Raw genomic sequence first — 17,105 nt, forward strand, 5'->3', positions numbered from 1 at the left:
AGAAGTCCTTGGTGGATGGGCATGGGCGGGGAGAGGGGGTTCACGGCTCGATTCCGGCGCGCGTCAGCCACGCTCGCAGGGCGGCGCGGCCCCGGTTGATGCGGCTTTTGACCGTGCCCAGCTCCGCGCCGGTGATGCGCGAGATCTCGGCGTAGTCCAGCCCGGCGAGTTCGCGCAGCGAGACGGCCTCGCGCTGCTCGCGGGGCAGGGCCTGCAGCGCCTGGGCCAGCTGGTCGCGCAACTCGGCCTGCTCGCCGGTCCGGGCCGGGTCGTGGGGGGCCAGCGGTTCGGGGGCGTCGTGCATGGAGACCGTGGGGTGGCCCTTGCCGCGCAGCGCTCCGTAACAGGCGTTCAGGGTGACGCGGTGCAGCCAGGTGCTGAAGGTGGCCTCGCCCCGGAAGTCCTTCAGCCCCCGGTGGACGGAGATAAACACCTCCTGTACCACGTCGTCCGCCGCGCCCGGACCGACCATGGTCGCGGCCAGGCGGTGGACGGTGCCCGCGTGACGCCTCACCAGCACCTCGAAGGCCCGCTCGTCGCGCGCGGCGAGGCGCACGAGGACGGCGTCCGGCGGGCCGGGATCTTCCGCTGTGGGTGGGGCCAGGGCTTCACGCAAAGTCACCTCATACCTTAGAGGGGCCGAGCGTCCGGAAAGTTCCGGGCGTCTGTGGCCGCGCCGGGGGCGCGGGGGCGGCCGCCCGGAAGCACGGAACGCTCATGAAGAACTGAATAAACTACGCCGTTTAGGGCCTGGGGTTGATGGGATAAACGAGCATGCTGAGCGCATAAACAGGGAGACGATATGGCCAGATATCGTCCCCACTGAGGCCGCCGTGCAGCCATCCGCTCCTTCTACCGCTGGACCCGGCGACCTCAGCACCCGGAAGACCTGCAGGCATCAGAAAGTCACGGACGCTGAGTTGATCGCGTTGTTGCTCAGCCGTTTCGTCTTCAAGGTGCCGCACGCTTCGATCTGGTGGAGTTTGCTGTGGGAAGACCGTCCCGGTCTTCCGTCATACACCCAGGCATACACACGGAGTGTGCGGCTCCTGACCCAGCTCGAAACTCTGGTGAGTACGGCTGAACACTTGGCCGAGGTCATCATTGACTCGAAGGTAGTAGGCGCAGGCGGGTGCGGGCGACCAGTCCGGTGGGCACGCTGTGGGACACGGTGCGCGTCATGTCGCGGCCCTGAGGGGGCTTGGCCCGCGTGCCGACCAGCCTGCTCGTCGGCTGACCGAGGGCTTTGCCCCATGGTCTGGTGTTCGGCGCCACTCGGGCCTCCTGGGGGAAAAGAAAAACCCCCGCGTCACGCGGGGGCAAGGGATAGGGTGGTGGGGGCATTCACGCGCGCAGCGGCGCGGGAAGAAGTGGCGCGGGAAGAAGTAGGGAAATACCCCTGCGTTCCGCCCGGCCACCCGGTTTGCCTGTGGGGAAACCGGGGGGGGCGATTTTCCTGTGCGGCAAACCGGGTGGGGGGGTGGTTTTCCCACAGGGGTAATCCCTATAAACAGAGCTTACTTATCAGAGAAGAAGTAAGTGTGTGGCGCACGCGAGCAGTCTTGGGTGTGCTGGGGCCGCACCGTGATCCAAAAAACGCCTCAGCGGGGCACAGTGCCCCTGGGTGGGGCCGGGTGGGGTCTGGGGCCGCACGCTGGGCCGGAGGGGCCACAGCGGGGCACACAGCGCAAACACGCCCACATTGCGAGTGTGGGCGTTCCCTGCGAGCGGTGGGGTTCAGCTTGGCCGCAGCCTTTGGGCCGTGTTCCAGGTGCTGACGCCACTACCCAGAGACTGGCCGGCTCCGTACGGATCAGCTTCCGCGCAGCGTTCCAGCTCAGTTTGCGTCACGCCGGTGATCCGCAGGCGTTGGCCACCCCTGCCGCCAGCATCCTTGGTGACGCTCAAGGTGCCAGCTGTCTTTTCCCGAAGTGCAGGAAAATTGAGGTGTAGGGGGTGTGCGACGGCTGTTTCGCAAGTCATCTGACCTCTCCCTCCAGAGTGTTGGATTGACCGGAGAAATTGTTTGAAAATGCTGTGCTGCTGGGCCTTGACTGTGTGAGCGAGCCTGATCCAGTGTGTGCTGCCCCGCCAGACCAGAAGCGGAGCAGGAGACACCATGACGCAGCCAGAAGACCAGCTCAACTTGCACGCCGCCCGCCTGTACCTCTCCCGTCTGCTGCCTGACCTGGGGCCGCTGACCCGGCAGGAATTGCAGAGCCTCACCCTCAAAGCCGGGCTCTGGACCCTGCACCGCCAGACCCAGCCAGCCGAACCCAATCTCTCCGATCATCTGAAGGCCCATACTCGGCTGCTGCGCGGTCAGGGCAGCGAATTCGACCGCTTGGAGGCCCAGCACCTTCGGCAGGGGGACCGCCTCCCCTCGCCCCTTGCCTTTGTTTCGGAGACCCAGGGCGAGTCGGCCCATGCCACGGCCGACGACGACCGCATCCAGAAGATGCGGCACCACGCGCAGCGGCTGGGCGTGCCATGGTTTAGCCGCCAGGAACTGACGCAGGCCAAAGTGCAGGTGAGCTACCGGGTCACCCGCTCCTTTGAATTGGCCCTCGACGATGCCTGGACAGCGCGGGCACCGCGTGGGGCGTCCCGGAACGCCCTGCACGTTTCCCTCACGCTGGCTTATCTCTGCCTGCCGGAGTTCCGGCAGCGGGTACGGCAGGTCCAGGACGTGCGCTACGCTCGCATGCCATCCCCAGTCCTTCCCGTGGACGCCCGCAAGGTGGCTGAGCTGTTGGCGCGCTGCCAGATTCCTGCGCGGGGCGCGCCGACCCTTCGTGATGAACTGGTGCAACTGAGCTACCGCACCACATTGATGGCCAACAAGGCCCTGCGGCGCACCCTCCCGGCGCAGGAGCGTACCCTGGCATACCTGCACATCGACTTGCTCGCCCTTTACCTGACCGCACCCGACGTTGGTGCATTTATTGATCGCGTCATCGAGGACCGCGGCCAGGAATAGCGCCGACTCGGAGCGGCCGATCATCGGTCCTGGGGAGGCCCTGTGCAGAGCCTCCTCTCCTTTCAACCTGGCCTCGCGCCTTCTTCGTAGCTGTCGGCGAGGGACTTTCCGAGACACCTAACCCAGCGGGCGAGATGGTGCGACAGACCAAAGCCCTGCCAGGATCTGCACCTGGAACTCCGATATCTCGGCAAAGGGAGCGGTGTTCCACAGGTGGCTGATCGGGGAGTAGTAAAGACTCCGTCATCAGGATCTGCCCCTTCCGGTCCACCAGGATGCCGACAGGTTCTGCCGGATTCACCATGAGCCCCGCCACCTGCCTCTGAGAAAGGCCGCCCAGCGTTCGGCGCACCACTTCTGGGCAAGCGGTCAGCCAGTAAGCGTCCACGGGCTCATCCGTGAAGGCGTCACACCCCCACCAGGCCTATCGGCAGGACCATTTCTGGGCGTCGTCGCTTTCGAAGTACTGCAGCCAGTTATCGAGGGTTCTTCCCTGCTCTGCCAGGATGACTTGCACCAGGGGCACCAGGTCGGGCGCCAGGGCCAGACCCACCAGACTCGCCCAGGGGTAAGGACAGGCCCGCAAGGCCGCGTCGGTCTCGGTGCCGAGGAATTCCAGGCTGGTTCCCGTGACCATCGGCTCATCGTCAGCGTCCTAGGTGACGTGGTTTTGCGGCGTCCAGTACCGTGGCCGCCTCCGGAGGTGCCTCCGCATGATGGCGGCGCGCCCCTCTTCACCTCCGAACTCCAGGACGTAAGAGCCGTACTCCTCAAACCGCACCACGCGGTAGGGGGCGGTGTACTGCCCCCACATGGCCATCAGGGCCTGATTGACGGCTCCGGCATATTCCTGGGAACTGGACGCCTCCTTAGCACCTGACACTTTGCGGAAAATGGCGTCCTGAACGCAGTGCGGCATAACAAATCGTCTCCCTTTTTATGCGCTCAGCATGCTCGTTTGTCCCATCAACCCCAGGCCCTAAACGGCGTTAAACTGGAGGACATGACCGCCCGTCCGCTGTCCCGCTCTGCCGAGGACTACCTCAAGCACCTGTACCTGCTGGGCCACGCCTCAGAGCCGGCCGCCCGGGACGGGGCGGGCAAAGTCAGCACCCAGGCGCTGGCCGGCGCGCTGGAAGTGGCCCCCGCCAGCGTAACCGGCATGCTGCGCAAGCTCACCGAGCAGGGACTGGTGGCGCACGCGCCGTACCAGGGCGCGGGCCTGACTGCCGAGGGCGAGCGCGTGGCCCTGGAAGTCCTGCGCCACCACCGCCTGCTGGAGCTGTTCTTGCACCGCGCCCTGGGCGTGCCGCTCGACGAGGTCCACGAGGAGGCCGAGCGGCTGGAACACGCCCTGAGCGAGCGGCTGGAGGCGCGTATCGCCGCGTGGCTGGGCGATCCCACCCACGATCCGCACGGCGACCCGATTCCCACCCTGGCCGGCGAGCTGCCCGAGCGCGCCGAGCGCCGCCTGACCCAGCTTGCGCCCGGTGAGACGGCGGCGGTGGCCCGCGTGCCCGACCACGATCCAGCCAGTCTGCGGGCCCTGATGGCGGCGGGCCTGACTCCGGGGGCCTGCGTGACCGTGCGGACGGTGGACGCGGCGCTGGGTACCCTGACGCTGGCGCTGCCGGGCCGCGACCTGACGCTGGCACTGGCGGTGGCCGGACAGGTCCAGGTGCACGCAGACGCGCCCTGAAGGGGCGGCGGGTTCAGGGGCGCCCTGCACAGCCGGGGCACTACAGACGGGGCACTTCCCGCACCGGGCCTCCGCCGCTGGGCCAGCCCTCAAAATGGCTCCATGCCTGATTCCGAACGCGAACTTAACTTTGCCCGTGAAATCATCGGTGAGCGCAGCTACCGCGAGGTGCCCACCGATGAGGTCCTGCGCGAGGCCGAGCGCCTGCTGAACGGCTGGATGGCGGGCGAGATGCGCATGGAACGGCCCAAGCTCTACGACCACTACGCCCTGCTGCTGCTTGCCCTGCTGCAGAAAAACCGCGAGCTGGAAGCCCGCCTCTCGGCGCTGGAGGCCCGCGGTGCCTGATCCCGCCATCAGGATCAAGGTCTGCGGCACCACCACGGTGGCCGACGCCGTTCACGCGGCGCAGGCCGGAGCGGACGCGCTGGGCTTCATCTTCGCGCCGGTCAGCAAACGCCGGGTCAGTGCGGCGGTGGCGCGCGAGGCGGGCCTGAATGTGGGGCCGTCGGTGGCGCGGGTGGGCGTCTTTCTGGACCAGGGCCTGGACGAGGTTCTGCGTACGGCCGAGGCGGCCCGGGTCAGCGCGGTGCAGCTGCACGGTTCGCTGCCGGGGGTTTACGTGCGCCGGATCGCCGGGTATTATCCCGTTCTGCGCGTTCTGCGCCCCGCCGACCTGACGACGGAAAAGAACGTGTGGGAGGGTGTTTCTGGCGTTACGCTCATGCTCGATGCCCCCGAGCCGGGCGGCGGGGTGCCGCTGGACTGGGCGGCGCTGGCCCCGCACTTTCCCTCCGGGGCGTGGCTGGCGGGGGGGCTGGGACCGTGGAACGTGGCGCAGGCCATCCGCGCCCTGCAGCCCGCCGGAGTGGACGCGGTGAGCCGGCTGGAAGCCCGTCCTGGCGTGAAGGATCCGTCGGCGGTCGAGGCCTTCATCGCCGCGGTCCGGATCAGCATGAACCCGAGTTATCCACAGTGAAACTGAGCCCTGTGGATAACTCGGCCCAGCCGCTCTTTTCTGCGTACTCGTCAAAAAGACTGTCCTGGACGCCGCTGCCCCCACCGGCTGCCGGACAGGTCGGAACAGTTATCCACAGCTTGTCCACAGCCCCTGTGGACAACTCTGTGGATAACCGGCAGGTCTCTCAGAGGCGCGGGCCAATTTCTGCGTCATCCACAGCCTTCAGCCCAAACCAGCCCGCGATGACCTGTCCGGCCTGCACCACGTTGACCGCCGTGCCCAGGTCCACCCCCGTGCCGGCAAAGGGCACGCGTGCCACGGTGTGGCCCTTGGTGCCCAGGTCTTCCAGGTTGCCGTGGTCGCTGCCCACCACCACTCGCGCCCCGGCCTCCAGCGCGCCGCGCAGCAGGGCGTCCACGCGGGCCAGATAGGCCAGGGCCGCGGCCCGCGTGTCGGGTAAGGGTCCGTCTGCCCGGCCCCGGTGGCCCAGCAGGTCGCCAAACCACAGGTCGGCCACGATCAGGTCGTGGTCGTCCGTGGCGCGGGCGAGGGCCTGCCCCAGGCGGGTCACCTCCTCCTGCGTCTGGAAGGGGGCAAAGGGAGCGCGGTACTCCAGCCCCAGGGTGGCCCCCAGCGGCGGCACCCCCGGCGGATTGAGGGCCTGCCCCGCCGCCACGAACGAAAAGGGAAAGCAGCCCATGCGCGGGCGCCGCTCCTGGGCCTGGAAGTACTGCGGCACGTAGTGGTTGGCAAGCGCCGCCCGTGCCCCGGCCCGCGTGAGCCGCACCGGCAGGCTGGCCCGGCGCAGCAGGCGCTGCAGGGTCGGCCCCGGATGCGGGCCAAAATGCTCGCCGCCCCCCTTGCCCATCAGCCGCACGGCGTCGGTGCCGGTCAGCCAGCAGCTTTGCCCGGTGCCCGACTGCGGCAGCCCCGGCACACCCAGCGTGGCGTCCAGGGCCCGTCCTGCCTCCAGCAGTGGGCGCAGGGTGGGCAGTTCCTGCTCCCACACGCTGCCGGGCGGCGCGTCCACAGGATGGCCCACGCCGTCCAGGGCCAGCCACAACACCCCGTTCATGGGCGGCAGCATAGAGCAGGTGGGGGGATGGACTGCCCGCCCAGGCCCGCCGCTGTGCCAACATCAGGCCCACCCATGACCGACACCCTGATCCTTGCCGTGCCTGATCCCGCCGTGGTGGCAGTGATCGGCGCGCCGCTCGCGGGGGGCAGCACCTTCGCGGCACGTCACTTCCGGCCGTCCGAAGTGCTGTCGGGGGACTTCCTTCAAGGACTGGACCACCGGCTGTCGCGGGGCGAGCGGGCCGTGGTGGACGCCGCGCTGACCCGGCCCGCCCAGCGCCGGCCCCTGCTGGAGGCCGCCCGCACGCATGACCTGCCCGCCGTCGCGGTGGTTCTGGACCTGCCCCGGCAGGTGTTGCAGGAGCGGGCGGCGCGGCTGGGCCGCAATCCGGCGCCGCTGCTGGACAGTTTTGGTGAGCTGCGCCGGACCCTGGGCGGCCTGCAGAAGGAGGGCTTTGAGCAGGTGTGGGTCCTGCGTTCGCAGGCCCAGGTGGAGGCCGCGCAGCTTGTGCGCGTGCCGCTGCCTCCCGACCGCCGCGACCTGAGCGGGCCCTTTGACTTCATCGGGGACGTGCACGGCTGCCTGCCCGAACTGCTGGAGCTGCTGAACCGTTTGGGCTACCCGGCGCAGGGAGAACAGGGAAGGCCTGCGCCGGGCCGCACCGCCGTCTTTCTGGGTGACCTGACCGACCGCGGACCGGACTCGGCGGGCGTTTTGCGGCGGGTGATGGAGATGACGGCCTCGGGCACGGCGCTGTGCGTTCCGGGCAACCACGATGAAAAACTGCTGCGGGCGCTGGAGGGCCGGGGGGTCAAGCCGCTGCACGGACTGGGGGAAACGCTGGCGCAGCTGGACGCGGCGGGAGACGCTTTTCAGGCGCGGGTCCGCACGTTTCTGGGGGGGCTGCCGGACCATCTGGTGCTGGACGGCGGACGGGTGGTCGCGGCGCACGCCGGCCTGCCCGAGCGCTACCACGGGCGCACCTCGGGGCGGGTCCGCCGCTTCGCGCTGTACGGCGATGTGGACGGCACCCGGGACGAGCTGGGCCTGCCGGTTCGCCGTGACTGGGGAGCCGGGTACCGGGGACAGGCCATCGTGGTCTACGGTCACACTCCGGTGGCCGCGCCGCGCTGGGTCAACCGCACGGTGGACATCGACACCGGCTGCGCGTTCGGCGGCCACCTGACGGCGCTGCGCTACCCCGAGCTGGAGTTGGTCAGCGTGCCCGCACGCCGGGTCTACGTGTCGCCGCCGCGCCCGCTGCCGCTGCTGGGGCCGGCGGTTCCGGCTCCGCCGCCGGTGCTGTCCCCGCCCGCGTGAGGTCGGCTCACCACCACCCGCGCCGGCGGAACGAGTACGCCAGCCCCACGCCGATCAGCACGAAACTGCTCCAGGCCAGGGCGTAGCCCTGCGGCCAGCGCAGCTCGGGCATGTGCTGAAAATTCATGCCCCATACCCCCGCCAGAAAGGTCAGGGGCAAAAAGATCACGCTCACGGCCGTCAGGGTGCGCATCACCTCGTTCATGCGCTGGCCTTGCAGGCTCAGGTGCAGGTCCAGCACGCCGGTCAGAAAGTCGCGCAGGCCGTCCAGACGGCTGCCCGCACGCGTGAAACTGTCCTGCACGTCGCGGTAGCGCACCAGATCGGCGGGCGAGCCGGTGGCGTGGCGGCCCAGCAGCGCGGCGGCCTCGCGGGCGTCCCCGGCCAGCCGGCGGGCCCGCGAGATCAGGTGCTTGACCGCGAAGATCTCGGGCACCGGCTGGGCGCGGCGGTCGCGGAACACTCGCTCCTCCAGCGCCTCGGTGCGTCCCTCCAGGGTGTCGGCCAGCGTGAAGAAGGTCTCAGCGGTGTGGTCGAGCAATTCATAGGCGATTTCGGCGGGGGTGTTGCACGCCTCGCGCCCGACGAGTTCCCAGACCGCCGTCAGCGCCTGCGTGCCCGCCGAACTCAGGGTCAGCGCCGCATCTGGAAAGATAAAAACGCTGACCCGCTCGGTAAAGTCATCGGCCTCGGCCGGGCGCGCGAACGACCGCACCGTGATGAAGGCGTGTTCGGGGTACTGCTCGGCGCGGCTCCAGTGCCCGGGTTCCAGCGCGTCCTCCAGCGCAAAGCGGTGGAGGGGAAAGGCGGCCTGCAGGCGCGCCAGCTCCTCGGGGGCGGCTTCCTGCGCGTCTACCCAGACGCCCGTGGTCTGTCCGGTCCAGCTCACGCTCTGTCCGGTGGCAAGGTGCTTGGCGCGGATCATGCCGGGAATCGTAGAGCGTGGGCGGACACGGGGGCCGTGCGGCGCGGCCCGCATCGCCTATCCTGGGGCGCATGACGGGAGCGCTGTGGCTGTGGGTGATGCTGGGCGGCGCGGTGGGCGCGGCCTGCCGCCAGGGTGTGGTGCTGCTGCTCGCGCCGCTGGTGGTCCGCAGCGGTTTTCCGGTGGCCGTGCTGCTCATCAACGTGCTCGGGTCGTTCCTGCTGGGCCTGACCCTGGCCCTGGCCGGGCGCGGCATGGTGCCCGAGGCCGCGCGGCTGGCCTTCGGCACCGGGGTGCTGGGGGCCTTTACCACCTTCTCGACCTTTTCCAGCGAACTGGACGTTCTGCTGCTGCGCGGGCAGGTGGCCCCGGCACTGACCTACGCCGCCGCCAGCGTGGGTCTGGGCCTGACGGCAGCGGTGGCGGGGCGGCTGCTGGGAACGCGGCTGTGAGTCCGGCAGGGCGCCGGGGCACTCCGTGACCCGCCGGCGAAAAAAGGCCGAGCCGACACGCCCGCCCGAGCAGTTTCTGGAACTCTCGGAGGTGCTGGCGTACCTGGCACAGGTGATCGCGCGCGGGATGCCGGGAGCGGTGTGGGTGCGCGCCGAGATCGCCTCGGTGACCGACCGCCGCCACCTGTACCTGGATCTGGTGGAGCTGGGTGAGGGCGGCGAGGTCGCCAAGTGCCGCGCGACCCTGTGGGCCCGCGAGCGCTTTGCCCTGGAGGGCAAGTTCCGGCAGGCCACCGGCGGCACGCTCACGGCGGGCCTCAAGGTGCTGCTGTTCTGTCAGCCGGAGTTTCACCCGCAGTACGGCTTTTCCCTGAATGTGCTCGACGTGTTTCCCGAGTTCACGGTGGGGGACGCGGCGCTGCGCCTGGACACCCTGCGCCGCGCGCTGGTAGAGGAGGGCGTGTACGGACTCAACCGCCTGCTGTCCGTGCCCGCCGACTTCACGCGGGTCGCCGTGATCTCGCCCACGGGCGCGGCGGGCCTGGGCGACTTCCGGCGGGAGACGGACGCCCTGGACGCCGCCGGCCTCACGGAGTTCGTGTATCTGGAGGCCACCTTCCAGGGCCGGGAGGCCTCGGCCAGCCTGGGCCGGGCGGTGGGGGCGGCGCGTGAACTGCACCGGGAACGTCCGCTGGACGCGCTGGTGGTGATCCGGGGCGGCGGGGCCGTGACCGATCTGGCGTGGCTAAATGATCTGGACTTTGCCCGCGCCCTGGCGACCTTTCCCGCTCCGGTGATCACCGGGCTGGGCCACGCCCGCGACGACACCCTGCCCGACGAGGTGGCCTGCGTGCGCACCGACACGCCCAGCAAGGCGGCGGCCCTGATTGTCCGTACGGTGGCGGGGGCCGCCGCGCAGGCGCAGGAGGATGCCCGCAGCGTCCGCGCCCACGCTGCCCGCGTGCTGGTGGACGCCGACGCCGCCGCCGCGTGGGCCATCGACCGGGCACGCGCCGCCGCGGGGCGCCATACCCAGGCGGCAGGCGCAGACGTGGACGCCCTGATGCGTCAGGCGCTGGGCCTCACCCCGGCCCGGACCCTGGCCCGCGGATACGCGCTGGTGCGCGGCGAGGACGGCCAGCCGGTGACGCGCGCCGCGGGGGTGCGGGCGGGTCAGGCCCTGATCCTGGAATTCACCGATGGTTCGGTGCGCACAGAAGTGGCAGACTCCAGGGAATGAATCCCTCAGACCGGACGGCATCAGAGGTGCTGGGTCCGCTGTACCTGGCGGACGTGCGCGAGCGGATGTGCGGACTGAAGTCCCTGGGCGAAGGAGCGCTGACGCAGCTGCGCGACGACGACTGGCACACGGTTCTGTCCGACGATGGAAACTCGGCCGCCGTATTGATTCAGCACCTGCACGGCAACATGCATGCCCGGTGGGGTGCGTTGCGGAGCGGCTACCGCCCGGGGACGGAGGGCGAACCCGAGACCCGTGACCGTGACGCCGAATTCACCGATACGCAGCACACCCCGGCCGAACTGTGGCGGCGGTGGCACGACGGCTGGGCGGTCTATCTGGGCGCGCTGGACGCCCTGACTCCGGAGGACCTGGCGGCGCCCCTGACCATTCGCGGCGAAACGCACACCGTCTTGCAGGCGGCGCAGCGGCAGGTGATGCACTACAGCGGGCATGTCTACCAGCTGGTACTGCTCGTCAAGACCCTGCGCGGCGGGCAATGGCAGACCCTCAGCATTGCGCGGGGCGGCTCGGCGGGTTTTAACGCCGCCATGCAGGCGCGGCGCGGCTGAGGCTCAGGTTTTCCAGTCTTCTGGTTCGGGGTCCGGATGGCCTCCCGGCAGCGTTGGCTCCTCCGGCCCGGTGGCGACCGGGCGGCGGTCGTCGCTGATCCAGTCGCTCCACGACCCGGCGTACAGGCGGTTGTCCGGCCCCAGCGGGGTGCCCGCCAGCTCACGCGCGAGCAGGTTGGGGGCCGCGCTGACCCCGCTGCCGCAGTACGTGATGGTGGGGGCCTCCCCAGCGTCCAGCCGCGCGGCCTGGGCCTCTGCCGCCCGGTACAAACCACGCCCGTCCAGCGCGCCGCTCCAGTCGCGGTTGACGGCTCCGGGGATGTGCCCGGCCTTGCGGTCCAGCGGCTCGCTCTCTCCCCGGTAGCGCGCAGGCGCGCGCGAGTCGATCAGCAGCGTGCCGGCGGGGCGCTGCTGCACGTCCCCGGCGGTGGCGAGCATGCCGGGCTGCACGTCCGGAACAAAGGTGGTGGGGGCGCAGGTGGGCTCTGCCGTGTCCGCCGTGCCTCCCACCGCCAGAAACGCGGGCCAGCCGCCGTCCAGTACGTATACCTCGCGGTGGCCCAGCCAGCGCAGCAGCCACCACGCCCGCGCCGCGTAGAACCCCTGGCCGCTGCCGGGGTCGTCGTAGGCCACCACCACGCTGTCGTTGCCGATGCCGATGCTGCCCAGCCACCCGGCCAGGTCCGTCGGGTCGGGCAGGGGGTGACGCCCGCCCATGCCGCCGGGCTGCACCGGGCCGCTCAGGTCGGTTTCCAGATCGGCGTAGCTGGCCCCCGGAATGTGGCCGGACAGGTAGGCGATGCGCCCGACCAGCGGGTCCGACAGGGCGTAGCGGCAATCCAGCACCCGCAGGCGGTCGTCGTGCAGGTGCCCGAGCAACCATCCGGCGGACTTCAGGGGAGAGGAGGGCGGCGTCATGCGGACAGGCTACACCGCGCCTGTGCGGTGGAAAACCGCCGGAATCTTGAGTTAAAACAAAAAACCCGCCCTCTGCGGACGGTGATAAGAAAAATATAGCGTGGAATGCAGGCGCTGTCAAATCCATGCGGAGCTCACGGATTCCGCCGTGCTGGACGCCTGTTTTCCCGTGGCCCTCCCTCGGGAACTGTATGGAGTATTCAAAGCGGGCCGTATTCAAAGCTGGCCAGAGCGCCAGCGGGAAGGCTGCCCTGGGAACCAACAACCTGAAGACCAGAACAAAAAAGCCGCCCTCTGCGGACGGTGTTGATAAAGAAGATAGCGTCGTATACGGCGTTCGTCAAGATATGCAGGCGGCTGGGCTATGCAGGGTGGGCGCGGCGGGCCCGCAGGCGCTATACTCCCGGTTCTGTGGCTTCCGTTGCCCCGCCGTGTGGGCGGACTGACGGAACGGAAGCGTCGGCGGAACTGCCCTGACGCCGGGCGGGACCGACACCGAAGAGGAGCGTCTGAAATGCATAAAGTTGCCATTGTGGGCCGACCCAACGTCGGCAAATCCAGTCTGTTCAATCGCCTGATCGGGCGGCGCGACGCCGTCGTGGCCGATTTCCCCGGCGTGACCCGGGACGCCAAGGAAGGCACCATGCTCTACCACAACCACCGCATCACGCTGGTGGACACAGGCGGGCTGTGGAGCGGCGACGAGTGGGAAGCCGCCATTCGTGAGAAGGCCGAGTGGGCCATGGAGGGCGCGCAGGCCGTGATCTTCGTGCTTGACCCGCGCGAGGGCCTCTCGGCCGCCGACTATGAGGTGGCCGACTGGCTGCGCAAGCTGGGCACGCCGGTCATCGTGGTTGCCAACAAGATCGACAGCCAGAAGCACGAGGTGTATCTGGCCGAGCTGTGGGGCCTGGGCTTTGGCGACCCGGTGCCGATCAGCGCCGAACACGCCCGTGGCCTCGACGACCTGATGGACCGGGTGATGACCCATCTGCCCGAGGACGACGAGGACGTGCCGGAAATCGCGCCCATCCGCATCTCGCTGATCGGGCGGCCCAACGTGGGCAAGTCCAGCCTGCTGAACGCCATCGTGCAGTCGGACCGTGCCATCGTGGCCGACCAGCCGGGCACCACCCGCGACAGTCTGGACGTGGAGTGGGACTACGGCGGCCAGCGCTTCGTGCTGGTGGACACGGCGGGCATTCGCAAGAAGCCCGACACCGCCATCGAGGATTACGCCATCCAGCGCAGTCAGGCGGCCATCGGACGCAGCGACCTGATCTGGCTGGTGGTCAATGCCACCGAGATCGGCGACCACGAGCTCAAGCTGGCCAACCTCGCCTACGACAGCGGCAAACCGGTGATCGTGGTGGTGAACAAGTGGGATCTGGTGCCCGACGATGAGCTCAAGCGCACCGAAAAGGACCTGAACCAGAAGCTGCACCACATCTCCTACGCGCCGCGCGTGTACACCAGCGCCATCAACGACTACGGCATTCACGAGATGCTTGCCGAGGCCATGAAGCTGCACGACAAGTGGCAAAGCCGCATCCCCACCAGCGAACTCAACCGCTGGCTGGAGGTCTGGCAGATGCGCCAGTCGGTGCCGAACTTCCACGGCAAGAAGCTGCGGATGTACTTCATGACCCAGGTGGAGACTGCTCCGCCGACCTTCGCCATCTTCTGCAACCGCGCCGATTTCGTGACCCGGGCCTACGAGGGCTTTTTGCAAAACCGCATCCGCGAGGACCTGCAGCTCGCCGGCATTCCGGTGCGCCTCAAGTGGAAGGAGAAGGGCCCGTACAAGCGGGGCAAGAAAGGCGAGGAAGCCGAAGCGTAGTTTTGCTGTACAGCCCGTGTGGCCCCTACAGCGCAGTGCCGCAACCTAAACCGGCGTTCACCCAAGTCGGGTCTGGAACGCCGTGGCGGCTTTCAGACTGCCGGTATGTCTCAAAAAACCCTGTCTGACCTGTCCGAGCAGATGCGCAAGATCGATATCGCCATGCTCTCGACCCATGCCGAGAACGGCAACATCGCCGGGCGCCCCATGAGCAACAACGGCGAGGTCGAGTACGACGGCACTTCCTACTACTTCACCTATGAGGACACCCACACGGTGGGGGAGATCGAGCGCGACAGCAAGGTGGCGCTGGCCTTTATGGGTCAGAACGCATTCTCGGTGGCGGTGGAAGGACAGGCCCAGCTCATCCGCGACAAGGCGCAGATGAAGGACCACTGGTCCTCCGACCTCGACCGCTGGTTCAAGGACGGCCTTGATACCCCAGGCATCGTGATGATTCAGGTGAGCGCCACCCGCGTGCATTACTGGGACGGCGAGGACGAGGGCGAGATCAAGCTATAGGGCAGCTGGGTGGCCCAGAACACACAACACACAGGGCGGCCCGCATCCGAGCGGCCGCCCTGTGTGCTTCTCAGGCGGAGCCTTACGGCTGGTAGACCTTCAGGCCGTCGCCCGGGTTGCCGAGGCCCGGGTTCCCGGCGCGGTAAAAGATCAGGCTGATGGGCAGGTTGCTGCCGCTGGCCGGAATAAAGTCGATGTTCAGGCGTGGGGAACCGGCCCGCCACAGCAGCACGGGTTCCTCGGGCTTGATGGCGTTGCCGCTGCGCGGCAGCTTGATGGTCTGGGTGATGGGCCCATCCTCCACGTTCATGGCGCCGCGGTACAGCCCGCCGCGGGGACTGAGGGCCACCGCCGTGCCCGCCGCGCCCTCGACCTGCAGGTCGTACAGCACGCCGTAGTTGCCGCTCAGGCGCACCGGCTGCCGGGTCAGCGCGTCGGTGCCGGTCAGGGCCGGGTCCACCAGTCCGTCGCCGATCACCAGTCGGGCGGGCAGCGCTCCCAGGCTCACGCGCAGGTGGCGGACCGCGCCGGGAAAGGTGCCGCGCACGTGCCGCCCATCGGTGGGCAGGTACGGCAGTTGCTGGGCCACCTGCGCGGTGGGGGGCAGGGTGTCTTCGAGCATCAGGAAGGTCAGTTCCACCCGGCCGCTGGCGCTGAGGTCCTGCATCATGTTCGCGCCGCTGCCCACGCTCAGGGTGGGGCTGGCGTAGACCGCCGCCGACTGCCCGGCCCCCAGCGTCAGGACAGGCCCGCCGGTGCTCGCAAAGTAATCGAGCAGCGTGACCTGTCCCAGCAGCCCCTCGATGCGGGTGGGGGCCGTTTCGCCCAGCCGCTCGGTGCGGACCTCCACCGGACGGTCCTCCAGATTGCGGGCGAGCACGTACAGCCGCGCCGGCCGGTCCAGGCCGTTGAGGTGGTAGGCGAGCAGCCGCGCCCGGCCCGAGACCGTGTCCTGGTACAGCACGCCGCTCTGGGTGGGCACCTCGGGGCTGTCACTGAAGATCAGCGGGTACGAGGGCCCGGGCACGGGCACCGCCTGCGCCAGCGGATAGTTCAGCACCTGGGCGTCCGGAAAACGGTCGCCCGGGGCAGCGTATTTCAGCGCGTAGGTCAGCGGACTGTCGAGGGGCGCTCCCTGAACCGTGACCGTCCGGGTAAACGGTTTGCTCTGCAGCCCGCGGCTGTTGGTCACCGTCAGCCCGATCGTGTAGGTGCCCGGCTGGAAAAAGGCGTCCTGGCGGCCCACCCACTTGCGGGCCGTGAGGTCGGCGCCGTCCGGATCGTAGGCGTACTCGGTGTACACGATGCGTTCGCCGGGAGCGTAGACGATCTTGTCGGTGGAAAAACGGGCCTGCGGGGCCAGTGGATTGCCGCCGTCGCGCAGGGCGGTCAGGGTCAGAATCCGCCCGGTGTCGTCATCGGCGCTGAGGTTGGCGTTGAGCGCCTCGGTAAGGGTGCGGGCGCTGACATACACCACGCCGTCCACGGTGACGACCGTGCCCGCAGGCTGCGCCGCGCCGGCCAGGGCCGCAGTACTGCTGCGCACGCCCACCACCAGCCGGCCCAGCTGCAGCTGATCGCCTCCCTCCACCAGCGGCTGACCCAGCCACGCCGCCGCTTCGCGCAGCGGCAGCATGGTGCGTCCGCCGATCAGGCGTGGGGGATTCTGCCACCGGGTGGCCTCGCCGTTCACGCCCAGCGTCGCCGCGTCCACCGTGAAGGTGAGCTGCACCGAACCTGCCGCGGCCACGGGGGCCGCCTGCGCCGCGCCGGGCAGACCGGCCAGCGGCAGCGTGCCGCCCAGGGCAGGCGGCGTCAGCAGCAGGAGGGTGGTAAGCAGCGGCCGGCGCCACCGACCGGGCGAACGCAGGGAAGAAGGAAACAAGACGGGCACACGCACCGCGCGAGTATGCCGGGTCAAACTGACCGGAATCTGCCCGCTTTGTCCCGCAAACCCCAAAGCGGGGGCAAACCATTAAGGCCGCGTTCCGGGCTGCGGCAATGTCCGTTTTGATTCCAGACTTTCGCTGCGCCGCAGACATACACTGGAGCATGTCTCCCAGGAAGAAATTCACGTGAAGAAGGTGCCCTGGGGTTGGGGGCTTCTGGGCGGCGTTGTGGTGGTGCTGATCGTGATCAGCTTTACCCTGCCCCGGGGCGTCGGCACCGACCTGACCCTGACGGATTTCACGGCCGCCGTCCAGCAGGGAGAGGTGCGCAGCGCCAACATCACCTACCAGAACGGCACCGCCCTGCTGACCGGGCAGCTCAGCAGCGGGGAGGAGTACCGCAGCCGCACGCTGGCCAACGATCCGCTGATCGAACTGTCCGCGCTGCAGGGCGCGGGCGTGACCGTTTCCTACGTGCCGCCCGCGCGTCTGAGCGTGTTCGGCGTGCTGAGCGTGCTGCTGACCCTGGCGCTGATCGTGGGCCTGGTGATCTTGCTGCTGCGCAGCCGCCAGGGGTCCGGCACCGACGCGGCGAGCACGTTTGGGAAGTCGAAGGCGGCGGTGATTGCCGAGGGGCAGATCAAGCTGAACTTCAGCGACGTTGCCGGCTGCGACGAGGCCAAGGCCGACCTGCAGGAAGTCGTTGACT

17 protein-coding genes are annotated in these 17,105 nt (G+C 68.9%); 11 read left to right on the plus strand and 6 right to left on the minus strand.

Annotated elements, in window-relative coordinates; translation table 11 throughout:
• Positions 1–40: 40 nt before the first annotated feature.
• Positions 41–622 carry an RNA polymerase sigma factor gene (locus tag IEY21_RS11455; protein ID WP_373290510.1) on the minus strand — a complete coding sequence of 194 codons (582 nt, stop codon included), beginning with the start codon at positions 620–622 and terminating at the stop codon, positions 41–43.
• A gap of 1,497 nt (positions 623–2,119) precedes the next feature.
• Between IEY21_RS11455 and IEY21_RS11460 the strand changes: the two genes are divergently transcribed.
• Complete coding sequence (locus IEY21_RS11460; protein WP_188904479.1) at positions 2,120–2,980, plus strand: hypothetical protein; 861 nt, start codon at positions 2,120–2,122, stop codon at positions 2,978–2,980.
• A 424-nt stretch (positions 2,981–3,404) separates the two neighbouring features.
• On the opposite strand, the gene IEY21_RS11465 is transcribed toward IEY21_RS11460, so the two are convergent.
• Positions 3,405–3,617: a hypothetical protein gene (locus tag IEY21_RS11465; RefSeq protein ID WP_188904480.1), complete on the minus strand. Its 213-nt coding sequence runs from the start codon at positions 3,615–3,617 to the stop codon at positions 3,405–3,407.
• Between the two features lie 366 nt (positions 3,618–3,983).
• Here IEY21_RS11465 and IEY21_RS11470 point away from each other — a divergent pair, with 366 nt between their 5' ends.
• The 3 genes from IEY21_RS11470 (at position 3,984) to IEY21_RS11480 (ending at position 5,658) form a co-directional block, all read left to right on the plus strand.
• Positions 3,984–4,679, plus strand: a complete 696-nt coding sequence (locus IEY21_RS11470; protein WP_188904481.1) for a metal-dependent transcriptional regulator — start codon at positions 3,984–3,986, stop codon at positions 4,677–4,679.
• Positions 4,680–4,781: 102 nt separating this feature from the next.
• Positions 4,782–5,027, plus strand: a complete 246-nt coding sequence (locus IEY21_RS11475) for a hypothetical protein (protein ID WP_188904482.1) — start codon at positions 4,782–4,784, stop codon at positions 5,025–5,027.
• The gene (locus IEY21_RS11480) at positions 5,020–5,658 is read left to right on the plus strand and encodes a phosphoribosylanthranilate isomerase (protein WP_188904483.1); all 639 of its coding nucleotides are present in this window, start codon (positions 5,020–5,022) and stop codon (positions 5,656–5,658) included. The genes IEY21_RS11475 and IEY21_RS11480 overlap by 8 nt, the downstream gene beginning before the upstream one ends.
• Positions 5,659–5,824: 166 nt before the next feature.
• On the opposite strand, the gene IEY21_RS11485 is transcribed toward IEY21_RS11480, so the two are convergent.
• Positions 5,825–6,715 carry a metalloenzyme domain protein gene (locus IEY21_RS11485; protein WP_188904484.1) on the minus strand — a complete coding sequence of 297 codons (891 nt, stop codon included), beginning with the start codon at positions 6,713–6,715 and terminating at the stop codon, positions 5,825–5,827.
• Between the two features lie 75 nt (positions 6,716–6,790).
• On the opposite strand from IEY21_RS11485, the gene IEY21_RS11490 reads away from it, so the two are divergent.
• Entirely contained in the window at positions 6,791–8,038 is a 1,248-nt protein-coding gene (locus tag IEY21_RS11490; RefSeq protein ID WP_229753054.1) for a metallophosphoesterase, read from the plus strand.
• Between the two features lie 7 nt (positions 8,039–8,045).
• Here the strand turns inward: IEY21_RS11490 and IEY21_RS11495 are convergent, their stop codons facing one another.
• Entirely contained in the window at positions 8,046–8,963 is a 918-nt protein-coding gene (locus tag IEY21_RS11495) for a magnesium transporter CorA family protein (RefSeq protein ID WP_188904486.1), read from the minus strand.
• Positions 8,964–9,034: 71 nt separating this feature from the next.
• Between IEY21_RS11495 and crcB the strand changes: the two genes are divergently transcribed.
• The 3 genes from crcB to IEY21_RS11510 are packed head-to-tail and all read left to right on the plus strand — an operon-like array spanning position 9,035 to position 11,227.
• A complete protein-coding gene (gene crcB, locus IEY21_RS11500; protein ID WP_188904487.1) occupies positions 9,035–9,415 on the plus strand; it encodes a fluoride efflux transporter CrcB in 381 nt (126 codons plus the stop codon).
• Positions 9,416–9,440: 25 nt separating this feature from the next.
• Positions 9,441–10,655, plus strand: coding sequence for an exodeoxyribonuclease VII large subunit (xseA, locus tag IEY21_RS11505; protein ID WP_188904488.1), 1,215 nt, complete (start codon positions 9,441–9,443; stop codon positions 10,653–10,655).
• Entirely contained in the window at positions 10,652–11,227 is a 576-nt protein-coding gene (locus tag IEY21_RS11510) for a DUF1572 family protein (RefSeq protein WP_188904489.1), read from the plus strand. The genes xseA and IEY21_RS11510 overlap by 4 nt, the downstream gene beginning before the upstream one ends.
• A gap of 3 nt (positions 11,228–11,230) precedes the next feature.
• Here the strand turns inward: IEY21_RS11510 and IEY21_RS11515 are convergent, their stop codons facing one another.
• The gene (locus IEY21_RS11515) at positions 11,231–12,145 is read right to left on the minus strand and encodes a sulfurtransferase (protein ID WP_188904490.1); all 915 of its coding nucleotides are present in this window, start codon (positions 12,143–12,145) and stop codon (positions 11,231–11,233) included.
• A gap of 514 nt (positions 12,146–12,659) precedes the next feature.
• On the opposite strand from IEY21_RS11515, the gene der reads away from it, so the two are divergent.
• The gene (gene der / locus IEY21_RS11520) at positions 12,660–13,985 is read left to right on the plus strand and encodes a ribosome biogenesis GTPase Der (RefSeq protein WP_188904491.1); all 1,326 of its coding nucleotides are present in this window, start codon (positions 12,660–12,662) and stop codon (positions 13,983–13,985) included.
• 105 nt (positions 13,986–14,090) lie between these two features.
• Positions 14,091–14,507, plus strand: a complete 417-nt coding sequence (locus IEY21_RS11525) for a pyridoxamine 5'-phosphate oxidase family protein (protein ID WP_188904492.1) — start codon at positions 14,091–14,093, stop codon at positions 14,505–14,507.
• Between the two features lie 82 nt (positions 14,508–14,589).
• Here IEY21_RS11525 and IEY21_RS11530 read toward each other — a convergent pair whose 3' ends face one another.
• A complete protein-coding gene (locus IEY21_RS11530; protein ID WP_188904497.1) occupies positions 14,590–16,257 on the minus strand; it encodes a copper amine oxidase N-terminal domain-containing protein in 1,668 nt (555 codons plus the stop codon).
• Between the two features lie 325 nt (positions 16,258–16,582).
• Here IEY21_RS11530 and IEY21_RS11535 point away from each other — a divergent pair.
• Positions 16,583–17,105: ATP-dependent metallopeptidase FtsH/Yme1/Tma family protein (locus IEY21_RS11535; RefSeq protein ID WP_373290511.1), on the plus strand; the 523-nt coding region annotated here is incomplete at its 3' end.

The sequence above is a fragment of the Deinococcus aerophilus genome, assembly GCF_014647075.1.
Classification (GTDB): Bacteria; Deinococcota; Deinococci; order Deinococcales; family Deinococcaceae; genus Deinococcus; species Deinococcus aerophilus.

Coding starts and splice junctions, on each gene's coding strand:
- IEY21_RS11460 (WP_188904479.1), top strand. CDS start 2,120: ATGACGCAGCCAGAAGACCAGCTCAACTTGCACGCCGCCCGCCTGTAC.
- IEY21_RS11465 (WP_188904480.1), bottom strand. CDS start 3,617: ATGGTCACGGGAACCAGCCTGGAATTCCTCGGCACCGAGACCGACGCG.
- IEY21_RS11470 (WP_188904481.1), top strand. CDS start 3,984: ATGACCGCCCGTCCGCTGTCCCGCTCTGCCGAGGACTACCTCAAGCAC.
- IEY21_RS11475 (WP_188904482.1), top strand. CDS start 4,782: ATGCCTGATTCCGAACGCGAACTTAACTTTGCCCGTGAAATCATCGGT.
- IEY21_RS11485 (WP_188904484.1), bottom strand. CDS start 6,715: ATGAACGGGGTGTTGTGGCTGGCCCTGGACGGCGTGGGCCATCCTGTG.
- IEY21_RS11490 (WP_229753054.1), top strand. CDS start 6,791: ATGACCGACACCCTGATCCTTGCCGTGCCTGATCCCGCCGTGGTGGCA.
- IEY21_RS11495 (WP_188904486.1), bottom strand. CDS start 8,963: ATGATCCGCGCCAAGCACCTTGCCACCGGACAGAGCGTGAGCTGGACC.
- crcB (WP_188904487.1), top strand. CDS start 9,035: ATGACGGGAGCGCTGTGGCTGTGGGTGATGCTGGGCGGCGCGGTGGGC.
- IEY21_RS11510 (WP_188904489.1), top strand. CDS start 10,652: ATGAATCCCTCAGACCGGACGGCATCAGAGGTGCTGGGTCCGCTGTAC.
- IEY21_RS11515 (WP_188904490.1), bottom strand. CDS start 12,145: ATGACGCCGCCCTCCTCTCCCCTGAAGTCCGCCGGATGGTTGCTCGGG.
- der (WP_188904491.1), top strand. CDS start 12,660: ATGCATAAAGTTGCCATTGTGGGCCGACCCAACGTCGGCAAATCCAGT.
- IEY21_RS11525 (WP_188904492.1), top strand. CDS start 14,091: ATGTCTCAAAAAACCCTGTCTGACCTGTCCGAGCAGATGCGCAAGATC.